This is a genomic window from Sphingopyxis sp. (assembly GCF_035998965.1).
GTDB lineage: Bacteria > Pseudomonadota > Alphaproteobacteria > Sphingomonadales > Sphingomonadaceae > Sphingopyxis.
Map to the genome: position 1 here is coordinate 1 of NZ_DASYHE010000014.1, position 14,053 is coordinate 14,053.

Sequence of the window (14,053 nt, forward strand, 5' to 3'; positions counted from 1 at the left end):
GCACATGCAGATCATCGTTCGCGACAATAATGTCGACCAGGCCCTTCGCGCGCTCAAGAAGAAGCTGCAGCGTGAGGGCGTGTATCGCGAAATGAAGCTGCGCCGTCATTACGAGAAGCCCAGCGAAAAGCGCGCGCGTGAGCACGCCGCCGCCGTCCGCCGCGCCCGCAAGATGGAGCGCAAGCGGATGGAACGCGACGGGATCAAGTAAGACCCGACCTTCCCGGTAAGGATTCGGATCGCGAAACAGGCGCTGCGGGCAACCGCGGCGCCTTTTTCGTTTTTTTTTACGTCATTGCGAGCAAAGCGAAGCAATCCAGAGTGCGCATAAACCGCTCTGGATGGCTTCGCTTTGCTCGCAATGAAGACGGTGCTTACATGCCCCGTAACTTCACGCTGGACCGCCCCGCACCGCTCCGACTATAGGCGTGCCCAACAATATGGCCCGTCAGGGCAGCGTTAAGGATCAGCGACAATGAGCGTAACGACGGTTCCCCTGCGCCCGGTAAGCAAAAAAGGCCTGTGGCTGATCTGGATCGGCGTGATTGCGCTGCTCGGTGCGGCCACCGCCTTTGCCTTTCATGTCACCCCGCGCATCGGGTTTGAAGTCGTCAAGGAAGGCACCGGCAACAGCCCGACCAAGGCCGACGTGGTGCTGGTTAAATATGAAGGCAAGCTGGACGACGGCACCGTGTTCGACGCCAATGAACAGGCGCCGATGCAGGTCGCGGGCGTCGTTCCCGGTTTTTCCGAGGCGCTGACCCGGATGAAGAAGGGCGGCGAGTATAAAATCACCATCCCGCCGCAGCTTGGCTATGGCGACCGCGCCACCGGGCCGATCCCCGCGAACAGCACTTTGCACTTCACCGTAACCCTGCTCGATTACCGCTCGGAAGCCGAGGTCCGCGCGATGCAGCAGCAGATGCAGCAACAGCAGCAGATGATGCAGCAGCAACAGATGATGCAGGGCGCGCCGGGCGGCGCGGGGCCGGCGCAAGGCGCGCCGCAGCCCTGACCCTTGCTTTTGTCATCCCGGCGAAGGCCGGGATCTCTCCGGTTCGTTATTCCGCCACGATGAGATCCCGGCCTTCGCCGGGATGACACAGGAAAGTTTGCAGCGGCCCTTATTCTGCCGCTTTCCCATCCTTCGCCGCCGTTCCCGCATTCCGCTCGGCTTCGCGTTCCAGCGCGACCTTGATCATCGCGACGATCGGGTCGGCGAGGAACAGTCCCATGATGCCGAGCAACGCACCGAGCAGGATCTGCGCGCCGAGCACCAGCGCGGGGGCAAGATCGACGGTCTTTTTGGCGACCATCGGGACGATCAGATAACCGTCGACCGTCTGGACCACCAGATAGATGACGATCGCCCATAGCCCAGCGTCGAATCCGGCCGAAAAGCCGACGAGCACCAGCAGCACGCCCGACACGATAGCGCCGATATTGGGAATGAAGGCGAGCAGCCCGGTCAGCAGGCCGAGCAACGCCGCCATCGGGATGCCGACCGCCATGCAGGCGAGCCAGGTGCCGACCCCCTCGACGAACATGCCGAGCAGGCGCCCCGCCATCAACCGCCGCAGGGTGAACCCCATCCGCGCGGTGGTGATGTAGAAATTCTCGCGGTTCTTCATCGGCAGCATCCACGCGACGCCGCGCTCGTACAGTCGCGGCTCGATCGCAATGAACACGCCGAGCACCAGGATCATCACCAGGCTGGTGAACGCGCCGACGACCGAGCCGACCGCGGCGGTCACGCGGCCAAAGGTGCCGGCGAAATTGTCGGAGATCGTTTTGGTATCGAGTTGAAAGCTGCCCATGCCATGATCGCTCGCCCAGGCTGCCAGCCGCTCGATCTGCGCCATCACCACGCTTTGCAGGCTCACGGCCTGCGCCGCGATCTGCGATCCCGCGAACATCGCGGTCCAGATCATGAACAGCAGCACCGACAGGCAGACGATCAAAAGACGCCAGCCGCGCCCGATTGGCAGCACGCGGCCGAGCAGGCGGGTGCCGCCGTCGAGGATGGCGGCCATGACGATGGCGGCGAAGATCAGCAGGATCGGCTGAATCAGAACGATGCACGCGGCGATCAGCAGCGCGAGGCCGAGCCACACGCTGGCCTTGAGCAATTCGGTGCGGACGAGATGACTGCGGATCTCGGTGGGGCCGGGGGCGTTGGCGGTCGCCTTGGCGCGCGCCTGAGCGCGCTCTTTCCGCTCGACCCGCTCCACCATGAACTCGCTCCCTATTTTGCTGTGCTGCTACGTTCGGGGCGCAGGTCGGTTCCCGCGCGGCCCGAGCGCAGCGCGTTGAACCAGCTGAGCGGATTGTACCATATCGCGGTGCCGTCGGTCGAAAAGCTGATGATCTCGGCCCGCCCGGCGATGACATCGAACGGGACGGGGCCGCCCAAACCCTTTTGCGAGGTATCGACGCGGCTATCGGCGCTGCCGTCGCGGTTGTCGCCCATCAGGAACAGATGGTCGGCGGGCACTTTGATCGGGCCATAATCGTCGGTGGTGTAGCCCGGCCCCATGTCGATGGTGTCAAAGGTAGCACCGCCGGGCAGCGTTTCGCGAACGATCGGCAGTTCGAGTATTTCGCGCCCGTCGGCGCCGCGGGTGATGAAGCGGTCGAGGCTGCTGCCCAGGCTCGGCAGGTTCGGATCGACGGGGATGGCCAGCAGCGGCTGGACCTCGCGCTTCACCGGCTTGCCGTTGATGCTGAGTTCGCCGTTGGTGAGCTGGATCGTGTCGCCGGGCAGGCCGATTACGCGCTTGATATAGTCGATCCGCGTCACCGGATGTTCGAGCACGACGATGTCGCCGCGTTCGGGCAGTTTGCCGAAGATCCGGCCTTCGGTTTTGGGCGCGAGATGAAAACTGACGGAGGCATAGGACCAGCCATAGGGATATTTGCTGACGATCAGCCGGTCGCCGTTGCGCAGCACCGGCATCATCGAATCGGACGGGATGTAAAAGGGCTTGGCGACGCAGCTGTGGATGCCCAGCACTAGCAGCAGGATCACCACGATATCGCGGATCAATTTGCCCCAGCTGCCTTCGTCCTGCGCCTTGTTCTTTGCCATGCTCCGGTCAGTCCTTGATTGCTTCGATGATGACGAACGCCTGCGCCCAGGGATGGTCGTCGGTCAGGGTCAAGTGGATGTGCGCGGTGTGACCCGCCGGGATCATCGCGGCGAGCCGTTCGGCGGCGCCGCCGGTCAGCGCCAGCGTCGGCGCACCCGAGGGGGCATTGACGACGCCGATGTCCTTCATGAACACGCCGCGCTTGAAACCCGTGCCGACGGCTTTGGAAAAGGCCTCCTTGGCCGCGAAGCGCTTGGCGTAGGTGCCGGCGCGGGTGAACGGCCGCCGCGCCGCCTTGGCGCGCTCGACCTCGGTAAAGACGCGATTTTCGAACCGCTCGCCGAAGCGGTCGAGCGAGTTTTGGATGCGCTCGATACTGCAGAGGTCGGAGCCGAGGCCGATGATCAAAGTGATCCTCCCCGGCACGGGGAGGGGGACCACCGAAGGTGGTGGAGGGGCACAGGCGGATTCGTGCGGCGCATGTAGGGCAGGAAACACCTTGCGTGCCCCTCCACCATGCTTCGCATGGTCCCCCTCCCCGTGCCGGGGAGGATCAGCCACGACCTGCTCACCCGCGCGCCTCATCCATCAGCGCGCGCATCCGGCGCACCGCATCTTCCAGCCCGGTGAAAATCGCCTCGCCGATCAGATAATGACCGATGTTGAGCTCGGCGAGCTGCGGGATCGCCGCAACGGGGACGACATTCTCATAGGTCAGGCCATGCCCGGCGTGCGGTTCGATGCCGTTCTTCCACGCCAGCGCCGCCGCGTCGGCAATGCGTCGCAGTTCCAAGGCGCGTTCTTCGCCCTCGCAATGGGCATAGCGGCCGGTATGAAACTCGACGACCGGCGCGCGCAGCATCATCGCCGCCTCGATCTGGCGCGGGTCAGGCTCGATGAACAGGCTGACGCGAATCCCCGCATCCGATAGTCGCGCGACGATCGGCGCGAGGTGGTTGTGCTGCCCCGCGGCGTCCAGCCCGCCTTCGGTCGTGCGCTCCTCACGCTTTTCGGGGACGATGCACGCGGCGTGCGGATTATGGCGCAGCGCGATCCCGACCATTTCGTCGGTCGCCGCCATTTCGAGGTTGAGTGGCAGGTCGGTGGCCGCCTGAATGCGCGCCAGATCATCGTCGCGGATATGGCGCCGGTCCTCGCGCAGATGCGCGGTGATGCCGTCGCCGCCGACCGCGGCAACGATTTCGGCGGCGCGCACCGGATCGGGATGCTCGCCGCCGCGCGCGTTGCGGATCGTCGCGACATGGTCGATGTTGACCCCCAGGCGGAGGCGCCCGGAAGATTGACTGGCGCTCAATTCGCGCGGCTCCCGGGCTTGATCGCCTTGCTGTCCGCCAAATGGTCAGGCAGTTCGTCGGCGGCGTAGGTCGGGAAATTGATCGCGACGAGGGGATAGAAGGGGACACCGAGATCGATGTTGCTGCCCGCGGAGCGATCGACCAGCGCCGCCTCGGCAATCACGTCGCCGCCGGCCGCCGCGACGCACGCCATGGCTTCGCGTGAAGACAGGCCGGTGGTCACGACGTCCTCGACCATCAGCACTTTCGCGCCCGGTTCGATCGTGAAGCCGCGGCGCAGCTCAAACGTACCGGTCGGGCGCTCGACAAAGATCGCGGGTTTGCCGAGCGCGCGGCCCATTTCATGGCCGATGATCACGCCGCCCATCGCTGGTGATACGACAACATCGATTGCCTGTTTCAGGTCGCGGGGCAGCTTGGCGGCGAGCGCGACGGCGAGACGTCCGGCGCGTTCCGTATCCATCAGCACGCGCGCGCATTGCAGATAATATTCGCTGTGGCGGCCCGACGAGAGCAGGAAATGGCCCTGGAGCAGGGCTTCGGCGGCGCGGAATTCGGCCAGAATTTCATCATCGGTCATAGGAGACTTGTTCTTTTATCCAGTGCGTCGCCCTGTGCGGGCGACCGGGTTTGGGCGGTGAAGATTTGCCAGCCGTAAAATAGTGTTAGAGATGCTTGAGGCAAGCGGCAAGCGGGTCTATAGCGCCCGCGAGATTCAGCCTGCCTTTCGGCTGTCGCGACGCTTGTCCGACATGCTGCCAGACGGGACGAAATATGATAAAGAACAACAGGCAACGGGCGGCACCAGTCTTATGAAGAGCTTGAAAACCCTTGTAATTGCGGCGGCTTTGTCGCTTGGCGCGGTGGGCGTCGGCCATGCGCAAACCCCTGCGGCAGCGCCGGTCGAAGCGCCCGTTGCGGCGCCGGTTGCGAATCCCGCGCCGGCCGCTGCCGATGCGACGGTACCGACGGCGGCTCCCGCGGCGACCGAAGCGGCGGTTCCCGCTGGCGATGCGACCTATACGCCGATGAAGCCGACTCCCGGTGTGGGTCAGCCTATCGACGCCGGGATCGATTTCCAGCCGCAGGTCAGCCCGGTTGGTGAGCAGGCTTATTGGTTCAACCATGTCATCCTGTTGCCGGTGATCACGATCATCACGCTGTTCGTGCTGGGCCTTCTGCTGTGGGTCGTGTTCCGTTACCGCGCCAAGGCCAACCCGGTGCCGTCAAAGACGACGCACAACACCTTCATCGAAATCATCTGGACCGCCATCCCGGTGCTCATCCTCGCGGTGATCGCAGTGCCGTCGATCCGCCTGCTGGCGCAGCAATATGAGCCGCCAAAGAAGGAAGCGCTGACGATCAAGGTCACCGGGTACCAATGGTATTGGGGCTATGCCTATCCCGACCAGGGGATCGGCGAATATGTGTCGAAGATGCTGACCGCAGATCAGGCTAAGGCATCGGGCGAGCCCTACCAGCTGGCGGTCGATAACCGCATGGTCGTTCCCGTTGGCCGTCAGGTCAAACTGATCATCACCGGCGCCGACGTGATCCACAGCTTCGCGGTCCCGGCCTTCTGGACCAAGATGGATGCGGTCCCTGGCCGCGCCAACGAAACCACCTTCACCGCCAACAAAGTCGGCGTCTATTACGGCCAATGTTCGGAGCTCTGCGGTGTCGATCATGGCTTTATGCCGATCGCCGTCGAAGTGCTGCCGGTCGATAAATGGGAAGCGTGGGTGCGTTCGAAGGGCGGCAATCCGGCTGGTCCGGTTGTCGCAGCCGCGGCGCCCGCTGCCGCTGCACCAACGCCCGCCGTTGCCGCGCCTGCCGCGACGCCGGCCGCCACCACGACCGAAGCTGCCCCGGCAGCGGCGCCCGCCGCCGCCCCGGTCGCCAAGAATTAATAAGGGGTCCGACAGATGACCGATATTGCCGCAACTGCACCCGCTCATGGTCACGCCGATCACGCGCATCACGACCATGATCACGACACGCCGGGCTTTTTTGTCCGCTGGTTCATGTCCACGAACCACAAGGATATCGGCACTCTCTACCTGATTTTTGCGATTGTCGCCGGGATCGTCGGCGGGGTGATTTCGGGCATGATGCGCCTCGAACTCGCCGAACCCGGCATCCAGTATCTGACCGGCTGGGCGCAATTTTTCGACGGCGCCGCTGGTGACGTTCAGGGCAAGCATTTCTGGAACGTCATGATCACGGCGCACGGCCTGATCATGGTGTTCTTCATGGTCATGCCCGCGATGATCGGGGGCTTCGGCAACTGGTTCGTGCCGCTGATGATCGGCGCGCCCGACATGGCGTTTCCGCGCATGAACAATGTCAGCTTCTGGCTGACCTTCGTCGCCTTCGTCATGCTGGTCGGGTCGATGTTCGTCCCGGGCGGCAGCGGCCTGGGCGCTGGTACCGGCTGGACCGTTTACGCCCCGCTGTCGACCAGCGGGTCGGCGGGTCCGGCGGTCGATATGGCGATCTTCTCGCTCCACCTTGCGGGCGCGGCGTCGATCTTGGGCGCGATCAACTTCATCACCACCATTTTCAACATGCGCGCACCGGGGATGACGATCCACAAGATGCCGCTGTTCGTGTGGTCGGTGCTCGTCACCGCCTTCCTGCTGCTGCTTGCGCTGCCGGTTCTGGCCGCTGCGATCACCATGCTGCTGACCGACCGTAACTTCGGAACGACCTTCTATGATGCGGCAGGCGGCGGCGATCCCGTCCTCTATCAGCATCTCTTCTGGTTCTTCGGTCACCCCGAAGTGTACATCATGATCCTGCCGGGCTTCGGCATCGTCAGCCAGATCATCTCGACCTTCAGCCGCAAGCCGGTGTTCGGCTATCTCGGCATGGCCTATGCGATGGTCGCGATCGGCGTCGTTGGCTTCATCGTGTGGGCGCACCACATGTTCACCGTCGGTATGTCGGTGAACCTGAAGATGTATTTCACCGCGGCGACGATGGTCATCGCGGTCCCGACCGGCATCAAGATCTTTAGCTGGATTGCCACGATGTGGGGCGGGTCGATGAGCTTCAAGACCCCGATGGTCTGGTCGCTCGGCTTTATCTTCATGTTTACCGTTGGCGGTGTGACCGGCGTCGTGCTGGCCAATGGCGGCGTCGACACCAACCTGCACGACACCTATTATGTCGTCGCCCACTTCCACTATGTGCTGTCGCTGGGCGCGGTGTTCTCGCTGTTTGCCGGTTTCTATTACTGGTTCCCCAAGATGTCGGGGCGGATGTACAATGAGGCTCTGGGCCAGCTGCACTTCTGGATCTTCTTCATCGGCGTCAACGTCCTGTTCTTCCCCCAGCACTTCCTGGGCCAGCAGGGCATGCCGCGCCGTTACCCGGACTATCCCGAAGCCTATGCCTTCTGGCACCTGATTTCGTCCTACGGCTATGTGATCATGGCGGTCGGCGTCCTGATCTTCTTCGTGAACATCCTGTGGTCGCTGGTCGCGGGCAAGAAGGCCGCCGACAATCCGTGGGGCGAAGGCGCGACGACGCTCGAATGGACGTTGTCGAGCCCGCCGCCGTTCCACCAGTTCAACGAACTGCCGCGTATCGCCTGATTGTGCGCGCCCCCTGCTAGTTTCGGCAGGGGGCGTTCGCATCCCAGGCTGGAGTTAACATGGCGCAGAGCCTGACCCACGGCGAAACGGCCCTTCCGGCCGACTGGCGCGACCTGTTCGCGCTGACCAAGCCGCGCGTCATGTCGCTGGTGGTGTTCACCGCGCTTTGCGGGCTGCTCGCGGCGCCGGTCAGCGTTCCGCCGGTCCTTGCCTTTTCGTCGATCCTGGCGATCGCATTGGGGGCAGGGGCGTCGGGCGCCCTCAACCAATGGTATGAGGCGAGTCTCGACGCCAAGATGAAGCGGACCGCCGGTCGGCCGCTGCCCGCCGGGCGGCTCGACCCGCAGACGGCGCTGCAATTCGGGATTGGGCTGGCGGCTTTCTCGCTGTTCCTGATGCTGTTTGCGTCGAACTGGCAGGCGACGCTGCTGCTGGCGGCCTCGATCCTCTTCTACGTCTTCGTCTATACGATGTGGCTGAAGCCTCGGACGCCGCAGAATATCGTCATCGGCGGCGCCGCGGGCGCGTTTCCGCCGCTGATCGGCTGGGTCGCTGCAACGGGCAGCATCGCGCCGCTGCCGGTGATGCTATTCCTGCTGATCTTCCTGTGGACGCCCCCGCATTTCTGGGCGCTCGCGCTGTTCATGCGCTCGGACTATGCCGCGGCGGGTATCCCGATGATGCCGGTCGTTGCAGGCGAGAAATCGACCCGGCGCCAGATCCTCTTTTACGCGCTGATCATGGCGGTAGCGGCGATTGCGCCATGGCCGCTTGGCTACACCGGAGCGCTCTATGGCTGGACCGCGATCATTCTGTCGGCGCTGTTCGTTGGATTGTCGGTTCAGGTTGGCACCCGCACCACGGGCGATGCCGATTTGATGCAACCCGAAAAGCGGCTGTTCGCTTACTCCATCGCCTATCTTTTCATTCTGTTCGGCGCCGTTGTTGCCGACCATTGGTGGCCCTTATGACCGAAAATCCGAATCTCGAACCCTTTGATGAGGTCGAATATCGTCGCCGTCAGCGCAGCCGGGCCAACATGATGGCATGGATGCTGGGCGGCCTTGCGGTCCTGTTCTTTTTCATCACCATCGCCAAGATCCAAGTATTCGCATGACATCTTTTCCGGTAATTGGGCGCCTGTCCCCGAAAGCAAAGACTGCGAGCTTGGCATCGGCCTTGGCGCTCGCGATGGTCGGATTAGGCTTTGCGGCCGTGCCGCTCTACGATCTGTTCTGCCGCGTCACCGGTTTCGGCGGCACGACGCAGCGTTATGACCCGGTCGCTGCGGCGGCAGATCCGGTGATCCTGTCGAAAACGATCTCGGTTCGCTTCGACGCCAATGTGTCGGCGGGGCTGCCATGGAAATTCTATCCCGAGCACCCAACCGACACGGTCAGCATCGGCGCGCGCGACATGGCGATCTTTATCGCCGAAAACAGCTCGTCGGTGCCGGTGGTCGGCACCGCCGGATTTAATGTCACGCCGACGCAGGCGGGCAAATACTTCACCAAGATTCAGTGCTTCTGCTTTACCGAACAACGGCTGGAGCCGGGGCAGCAGATGCGGATGCCGGTGCTGTTCTTCGTCGATCCCAAGATCATGGACGATCCCGACGCGCGCGACATCCAAGAAATCACTCTCAGCTATACCTTCCACCCTGTAGACGAGGGTAAAAAGGCGAGCTAAGGCCGCGATCAAGAGTCTAACAAGACCGGCGGGCGATGGGGAATCGCGATGCCGGGACTGCCAAAAACGGGAAACACGCCATGTCCGGTGCGAAACATCATGACTACCACCTCGTAAATCCCAGCGTCTGGCCGCTGATTGGGTCGTTCGCCGCGATGGTGATGTTCTTTGGCCTCGTGATGTTCATGCACGACGATTATTTCGGCGGCGTCGGCAAATGGGTGCTCGGCCTCGGCTTCATGGGCGTGATCGCAACCTTTTTCAGCTGGTGGTCGGACGTCATCAACGAAGCCCATGCCGGCGATCACACCCCGGTCGTTCAGCTTCACCTGCGGTACGGGATGATCCTGTTTATCGCGTCGGAAGTGATGTTTTTCGTCGGTTGGTTCTGGGCGTGGTTCGATTTCACCCTGTTCCCGGTGCCGATCGAATATGTCGATGGCGCGGTTACCTCGCTGTTCGGCCAGGAAGGCGCCGAGGCGATCACCCAGTGGCCGCCCAAGGGCATCGAAGTTATCGACGCCTTCTCGCTTCCGCTACTCAACACGCTGATTCTGCTGTGCTCGGGGACGACGATCACTTGGGCGCATCACTCGCTGATCCACGGCGACCGCGACGGCCTGAAAAAGGGCCTGTGGGCGACGATCATTCTGGGCGCGATCTTCTCGGCAATTCAGGCCTATGAATATGCCGCAGCCCCCTTCGCCTTTGGCCAGAGCAATTACAGCTCGGCGTTCTATATGGCGACCGGCTTCCACGGATTCCACGTGCTGGTCGGCACGATCTTCCTGATCGTCTGCCTGGTGCGCACGTACAAGGGACACTTCACGCCCAAGCAGCATTTCGGCTTTGAAGCGGCTGCCTGGTATTGGCATTTCGTCGATGTGGTGTGGCTGTTCCTGTTCATCATCATCTACGTCTGGGGCGGCTGGGGCGCGCCGGTCGCCGCGCACTAAATTGCCCGACGGCACTATCATTCCAAAGGGGCAGCCGCCGGTCTGGCGCGCTGCCCTTTTTGGCCTCTGTCCCGAGTGCGGCGGCAAAACCTTGTTCAATGGGCCGGTGCAATTCCACGCGAAATGTGACGCCTGCGGGCTCGATTATAGTCGCTACAATGTCGGCGACGGTCCCGCTGCGTTCCTGACCCTTATCATCGGTGCCTTGCTTGTTGCGGCGGCGCTGGGTCTCGATGCGGCGGTGCAGCCGCCCTTGTGGGTGCATGTGCTGTTGTGGGTACCGCTAACCGCCGCCGCGGTGGTCTATGGCCTGCGCGTCGCCAAAGGCGCACTGCTGGCGAGTGAGCATCAGCGGCAGGCGGCCGAGGGTCGACAGGTGGACAAATTGAATGACTGATCCAGCAGCGCCACCGCCGCGGCGCTGGCCGCTCATACCGACGATCGTTGTTATCATCGCTGTTGTTGTGATGATCGCTCTGGGGGTGTGGCAGCTCCAGCGCAAAAACGAGAAAGAAGCGCTGGTCGCGCTGTACCAGCGCAATATGGCGATGTCGTCGCTGGTCACCTATCCCGAAATGCCGCCGGTCGCCGAAGCCTTTCTGTTCCGCAAAAGCAGCGTGGTCTGCCTCGAACCCGTGCGCTGGGATCCGCGCAGCGGCACCGACCAGAAGGGCAAGGCGGGCTTTCGCATGATCGCCGATTGCCGCACTGGCGCCGAAGGGCCTGGGGTGTTGGTCGATGTCGGCATTTCCGATGATTTCACCCCGCCGAAGTGGACCGGTGGGATCGTTCGGGGGACGATCGTTCCCGGCCCCGACCAGCCGACGGTGATGGAGCGCGTCGCGGGCCAGGATATGCCCGCGCGGGCGATGCTGATCGCCGACACGCCCGCTGCGGGCCTGCGCGCAAGTGCGGTGCCGTCGGCCGACAATACGCCAAATAATCACCTCGCCTACGCGGTCCAATGGTTCCTCTTCGCTGCCGCGGCACTGCTCATCTATTTCCTCGCCGTCCGTCGCCGCTTGCGGCCTTGAGCCCGCGCCGCTAGGCGCTTTGGCGTCATGGACTATATCAGCACCCGCGGCACTGCGCCGACTCTAGACTTTCGTGCCGCCACGCTCGCGGGGCTTGCCAGCGATGGCGGCCTGTATCTGCCCGCGCGCTGGCCGCAAATGGCGAAGGAAGAGATCCGCGCGCTCGCCGGGCTCGGCTATGCAGAAACCGCGGTGCGCGTCATGCGCCCGTTTGTTGAAGGCGTACTGACCGAGAACGAGCTGCGGGAACTGTGCCGCGCTGCCTATGGCAGTTTCAGCCATGATGCGGTGACCCCGCTGGTCCAACTCGACCACCGCCACTGGCTGCTCGAACTGTTCCACGGCCCGACGCTGGCGTTCAAGGACGTTGCGCTGCAATTGCTGGGCCAGCTGTTCGAAAAATTCCTGAGCGGTGGCGACACGAACATCACGATCGTCGGCGCGACGTCGGGTGACACCGGATCGGCGGCGATCGAGGCGGTTGCTGGGCGCGAGCATATCCAGATCTTCATGCTGCATCCCGAAGGCCGCGTCAGCGACGTGCAGCGGCGCCAGATGACGACGGTGCTGGCGCCGAATGTCCACAATATCGCGATTGACGGCAGCTTCGACGACGCACAGGCGATGGTGAAGCGGCTGTTCGGTGACGAAGAGGCGCGCGGCCAGCTGACCCTGTCGGCGGTGAACAGCATCAACTGGGCGCGGCTGATGGCGCAGGTCGTCTATTATTTCTACGCCGCTGTCCGCCTCGGCGGACCCGACCGTTCGGTTGCTTTTTCTGTGCCAACGGGCAATTTCGGCGACGTGTTTGCGGGCTATGTCGCGGCGCAGATGGGCTTGCCGATCGCGAGACTGGTCGTGGCCACCAACGTCAACGACATCCTCCACCGTGCGCTCACCAATGGCGACTATAGCGCCGGGACGGTCACCGCGACCGCGACCCCCAGTATGGACATTCAGGTCAGCAGCAATTTCGAGCGCCTGCTGTTCGATCTGTCAGGCCGCGACGGTACCGCGATTACGAGCATGATGGATGAGTTCGATCGCAATCGCGCGATGACGATCCCTGCCGACATGCTCGCGGGCGCCCGAGGACTGTTCTCGAGCGCCAGCATAGATGGTGACGCGATGTCACTGGCGCTACGCTGGGCGCAGGAGCATGGCGGGCAGATCATCGATCCGCACAGCGCAGTCGGGCTGGCCGCGGCGCGCGCGCTGGAGATTGATTCCGACATTCCCGTCGTCACGCTGGCAACCGCACATCCCGCGAAGTTCCGCGATGCGGTCGAGCGCGCAACGGGCGTGCGTCCCGCCTTGCCGCCAAGGATGGGCAATCTGTTCGAGCGGGAAGAGCGTTACGAGCGCCTTCCGGGCGACTATGACGCCGTGAAGGCCTATGTGCTGGCGGAAGCCGCGCGTGGCTAAGCTGCTGCCGCTTGTCACCCTCGTCGGTGAGGCGTGGGACGATTATGGGCTGGTTGACAGTGGCCATGGCCGCAAGCTCGAACGTTATGGCCGCTACCGCTTCATTCGCCCCGAACCGCAGGCGATGTGGGCGCCCGCGCTGCCCACCAGCGAATGGGAAGCCGCCGACGGCGAATTCATCCCGGCGTCGGACGATGATGGCGGCGGACGCTGGTACTATAATAAGCCCGTTCCAGCCGAAGGTTGGCCGCTGGCATGGCGCGAGACGCGCTTCACCGCGCAATGCACCCCCTTTCGCCATTTGGGGTTTTTCCCTGACATGGCCCCGGTATGGGATTGGCTGCGCGCGCAGGTCGCCGACAAGCCCGATCCGGCGTTCCTGAATCTGTTCGGCTATACCGGCGTCGGGAGTCAGGCGCTCGCCGCTGCTGGGGCGACCGTGACCCATGTCGATGCGTCGAAGAAATCGGTGGGGCAGGCCCGCGAAAATGCGGCGCTGGCGGGGATGGCCGACAGGCCAGTTCGTTGGATCCTCGACGACGCCGGCAAATTCACCGCGCGCGAAGTGCGGCGCGAGAAACGCTATGACGCGATCCTGCTCGACCCGCCTAAATTCGGGCGCGGTCCCGGCGGCGAACGCTGGCAGCTGGAGGAGGGGCTGGCGCCGCTGCTGACCGATTGCCGCCGTTTGCTCGATGCCGACAGTCGCGCGCTGTTCCTCACCGTCTATGCGGTGCGTATGTCGGCGCTAGCGATCGGAGAGTTGCTGGCGCAGCTGTTTGCTGACCTGCCCGGTCAGGTCGAATGCGGCGAGCTGGCGGTGCGTGAAGAGACCCGGGGATTGCTGCTTCCGACGGCAATTTTCGCGCGCTGGAGCCGCTGATCGGGCTTATGTGCCGCGAACCGGCGCACATTGCGGTGCCCTGGTTCGCGGCGTCACGCCCC

General features: G+C 63.5%; 17 protein-coding genes. 12 read left to right on the forward strand and 5 right to left on the reverse strand.

Going from position 1 to position 14,053, the window contains the following annotated elements:
- Positions 1 to 4: 4 nt before the first annotated feature.
- Together rpsU and VGN68_RS01415 are read left to right on the forward strand one after the other, a co-directional pair.
- The gene (gene rpsU / locus VGN68_RS01410) at positions 5 to 211 is read left to right on the forward strand and encodes a 30S ribosomal protein S21 (protein WP_037510267.1); all 207 of its coding nucleotides are present in this window, start codon (positions 5 to 7) and stop codon (positions 209 to 211) included.
- 264 nt (positions 212 to 475) lie between these two features.
- Entirely contained in the window at positions 476 to 1,015 is a 540-nt protein-coding gene (locus tag VGN68_RS01415) for an FKBP-type peptidyl-prolyl cis-trans isomerase (RefSeq protein ID WP_327473171.1), read from the forward strand.
- Positions 1,016 to 1,124: 109 nt separating this feature from the next.
- Here VGN68_RS01415 and VGN68_RS01420 read toward each other — a convergent pair whose 3' ends face one another.
- From VGN68_RS01420 to pyrE, 5 genes are all read right to left on the reverse strand, one after another.
- Positions 1,125 to 2,234, reverse strand: coding sequence for an AI-2E family transporter (locus VGN68_RS01420; protein WP_327473173.1), 1,110 nt, complete (start codon positions 2,232 to 2,234; stop codon positions 1,125 to 1,127).
- An 11-nt stretch (positions 2,235 to 2,245) separates the two neighbouring features.
- Positions 2,246 to 3,088: a signal peptidase I gene (gene lepB, locus VGN68_RS01425; protein WP_327473175.1), complete on the reverse strand. Its 843-nt coding sequence runs from the start codon at positions 3,086 to 3,088 to the stop codon at positions 2,246 to 2,248.
- A gap of 7 nt (positions 3,089 to 3,095) precedes the next feature.
- Positions 3,096 to 3,497: a holo-ACP synthase gene (gene acpS / locus VGN68_RS01430; protein WP_327473177.1), complete on the reverse strand. Its 402-nt coding sequence runs from the start codon at positions 3,495 to 3,497 to the stop codon at positions 3,096 to 3,098.
- A 160-nt stretch (positions 3,498 to 3,657) separates the two neighbouring features.
- On the reverse strand, positions 3,658 to 4,404 hold the full coding sequence (locus VGN68_RS01435; protein WP_327473179.1) for a pyridoxine 5'-phosphate synthase: 747 nt from the start codon (positions 4,402 to 4,404) through the stop codon (positions 3,658 to 3,660).
- Positions 4,401 to 4,985: an orotate phosphoribosyltransferase gene (gene pyrE, locus VGN68_RS01440; protein WP_327473181.1), complete on the reverse strand. Its 585-nt coding sequence runs from the start codon at positions 4,983 to 4,985 to the stop codon at positions 4,401 to 4,403. Before pyrE ends, VGN68_RS01435 begins: the two co-directional genes overlap by 4 nt.
- A 232-nt stretch (positions 4,986 to 5,217) precedes the next feature.
- On the opposite strand from pyrE, the gene coxB reads away from it, so the two are divergent.
- The 10 genes from coxB to VGN68_RS01490 all read left to right on the forward strand — a co-directional run bounded on the left by coxB (position 5,218) and on the right by VGN68_RS01490 (position 13,991).
- Positions 5,218 to 6,315: a cytochrome c oxidase subunit II gene (gene coxB, locus VGN68_RS01445; RefSeq protein ID WP_327473315.1), complete on the forward strand. Its 1,098-nt coding sequence runs from the start codon at positions 5,218 to 5,220 to the stop codon at positions 6,313 to 6,315.
- A gap of 15 nt (positions 6,316 to 6,330) precedes the next feature.
- Positions 6,331 to 8,004, forward strand: a complete 1,674-nt coding sequence (gene ctaD / locus VGN68_RS01450) for a cytochrome c oxidase subunit I (protein ID WP_327473183.1) — start codon at positions 6,331 to 6,333, stop codon at positions 8,002 to 8,004.
- Between the two features lie 59 nt (positions 8,005 to 8,063).
- Entirely contained in the window at positions 8,064 to 8,975 is a 912-nt protein-coding gene (locus VGN68_RS01455; protein ID WP_327473185.1) for a heme o synthase, read from the forward strand.
- Positions 8,972 to 9,121 (forward strand): hypothetical protein, encoded by a 150-nt coding sequence (locus VGN68_RS01460; protein WP_327473187.1) that lies wholly within the window; start codon positions 8,972 to 8,974, stop codon positions 9,119 to 9,121. Before VGN68_RS01455 ends, VGN68_RS01460 begins: the two co-directional genes overlap by 4 nt.
- Positions 9,118 to 9,693, forward strand: coding sequence for a cytochrome c oxidase assembly protein (locus tag VGN68_RS01465; RefSeq protein WP_327473189.1), 576 nt, complete (start codon positions 9,118 to 9,120; stop codon positions 9,691 to 9,693). Before VGN68_RS01460 ends, VGN68_RS01465 begins: the two co-directional genes overlap by 4 nt.
- A gap of 80 nt (positions 9,694 to 9,773) precedes the next feature.
- Entirely contained in the window at positions 9,774 to 10,649 is an 876-nt protein-coding gene (locus VGN68_RS01470) for a cytochrome c oxidase subunit 3 (RefSeq protein WP_327473191.1), read from the forward strand.
- 1 nt (position 10,650) lies between these two features.
- Entirely contained in the window at positions 10,651 to 11,046 is a 396-nt protein-coding gene (locus tag VGN68_RS01475; protein WP_327473193.1) for a DUF983 domain-containing protein, read from the forward strand.
- Positions 11,039 to 11,683 (forward strand): SURF1 family protein, encoded by a 645-nt coding sequence (locus tag VGN68_RS01480; protein WP_327473195.1) that lies wholly within the window; start codon positions 11,039 to 11,041, stop codon positions 11,681 to 11,683. The genes VGN68_RS01475 and VGN68_RS01480 overlap by 8 nt, the downstream gene beginning before the upstream one ends.
- Before the next feature lie 27 nt (positions 11,684 to 11,710).
- The gene (gene thrC / locus VGN68_RS01485; RefSeq protein WP_327473197.1) at positions 11,711 to 13,108 is read left to right on the forward strand and encodes a threonine synthase; all 1,398 of its coding nucleotides are present in this window, start codon (positions 11,711 to 11,713) and stop codon (positions 13,106 to 13,108) included.
- Positions 13,109 to 13,112: 4 nt separating this feature from the next.
- The gene (locus tag VGN68_RS01490) at positions 13,113 to 13,991 is read left to right on the forward strand and encodes a class I SAM-dependent methyltransferase (RefSeq protein WP_327473318.1); all 879 of its coding nucleotides are present in this window, start codon (positions 13,113 to 13,115) and stop codon (positions 13,989 to 13,991) included.
- Positions 13,992 to 14,053 lie beyond the last annotated feature (62 nt).

What these genes read in the sequence shown, in the direction of transcription:
- VGN68_RS01470 (WP_327473191.1), top strand. Translation starts at nt 9,774, where the DNA reads ATGTCCGGTGCGAAACATCATGACTACCACCTCGTAAATCCCAGCGTC.
- VGN68_RS01480 (WP_327473195.1), top strand. Translation starts at nt 11,039, where the DNA reads ATGACTGATCCAGCAGCGCCACCGCCGCGGCGCTGGCCGCTCATACCG.
- rpsU (WP_037510267.1), top strand. Translation starts at nt 5, where the DNA reads ATGCAGATCATCGTTCGCGACAATAATGTCGACCAGGCCCTTCGCGCG.
- ctaD (WP_327473183.1), top strand. Translation starts at nt 6,331, where the DNA reads ATGACCGATATTGCCGCAACTGCACCCGCTCATGGTCACGCCGATCAC.
- pyrE (WP_327473181.1), bottom strand. Translation starts at nt 4,985, where the DNA reads ATGACCGATGATGAAATTCTGGCCGAATTCCGCGCCGCCGAAGCCCTG.
- lepB (WP_327473175.1), bottom strand. Translation starts at nt 3,088, where the DNA reads ATGGCAAAGAACAAGGCGCAGGACGAAGGCAGCTGGGGCAAATTGATC.
- VGN68_RS01460 (WP_327473187.1), top strand. Translation starts at nt 8,972, where the DNA reads ATGACCGAAAATCCGAATCTCGAACCCTTTGATGAGGTCGAATATCGT.
- VGN68_RS01415 (WP_327473171.1), top strand. Translation starts at nt 476, where the DNA reads ATGAGCGTAACGACGGTTCCCCTGCGCCCGGTAAGCAAAAAAGGCCTG.
- coxB (WP_327473315.1), top strand. Translation starts at nt 5,218, where the DNA reads ATGAAGAGCTTGAAAACCCTTGTAATTGCGGCGGCTTTGTCGCTTGGC.
- thrC (WP_327473197.1), top strand. Translation starts at nt 11,711, where the DNA reads ATGGACTATATCAGCACCCGCGGCACTGCGCCGACTCTAGACTTTCGT.
- VGN68_RS01455 (WP_327473185.1), top strand. Translation starts at nt 8,064, where the DNA reads ATGGCGCAGAGCCTGACCCACGGCGAAACGGCCCTTCCGGCCGACTGG.
- VGN68_RS01420 (WP_327473173.1), bottom strand. Translation starts at nt 2,234, where the DNA reads ATGGTGGAGCGGGTCGAGCGGAAAGAGCGCGCTCAGGCGCGCGCCAAG.
- VGN68_RS01465 (WP_327473189.1), top strand. Translation starts at nt 9,118, where the DNA reads ATGACATCTTTTCCGGTAATTGGGCGCCTGTCCCCGAAAGCAAAGACT.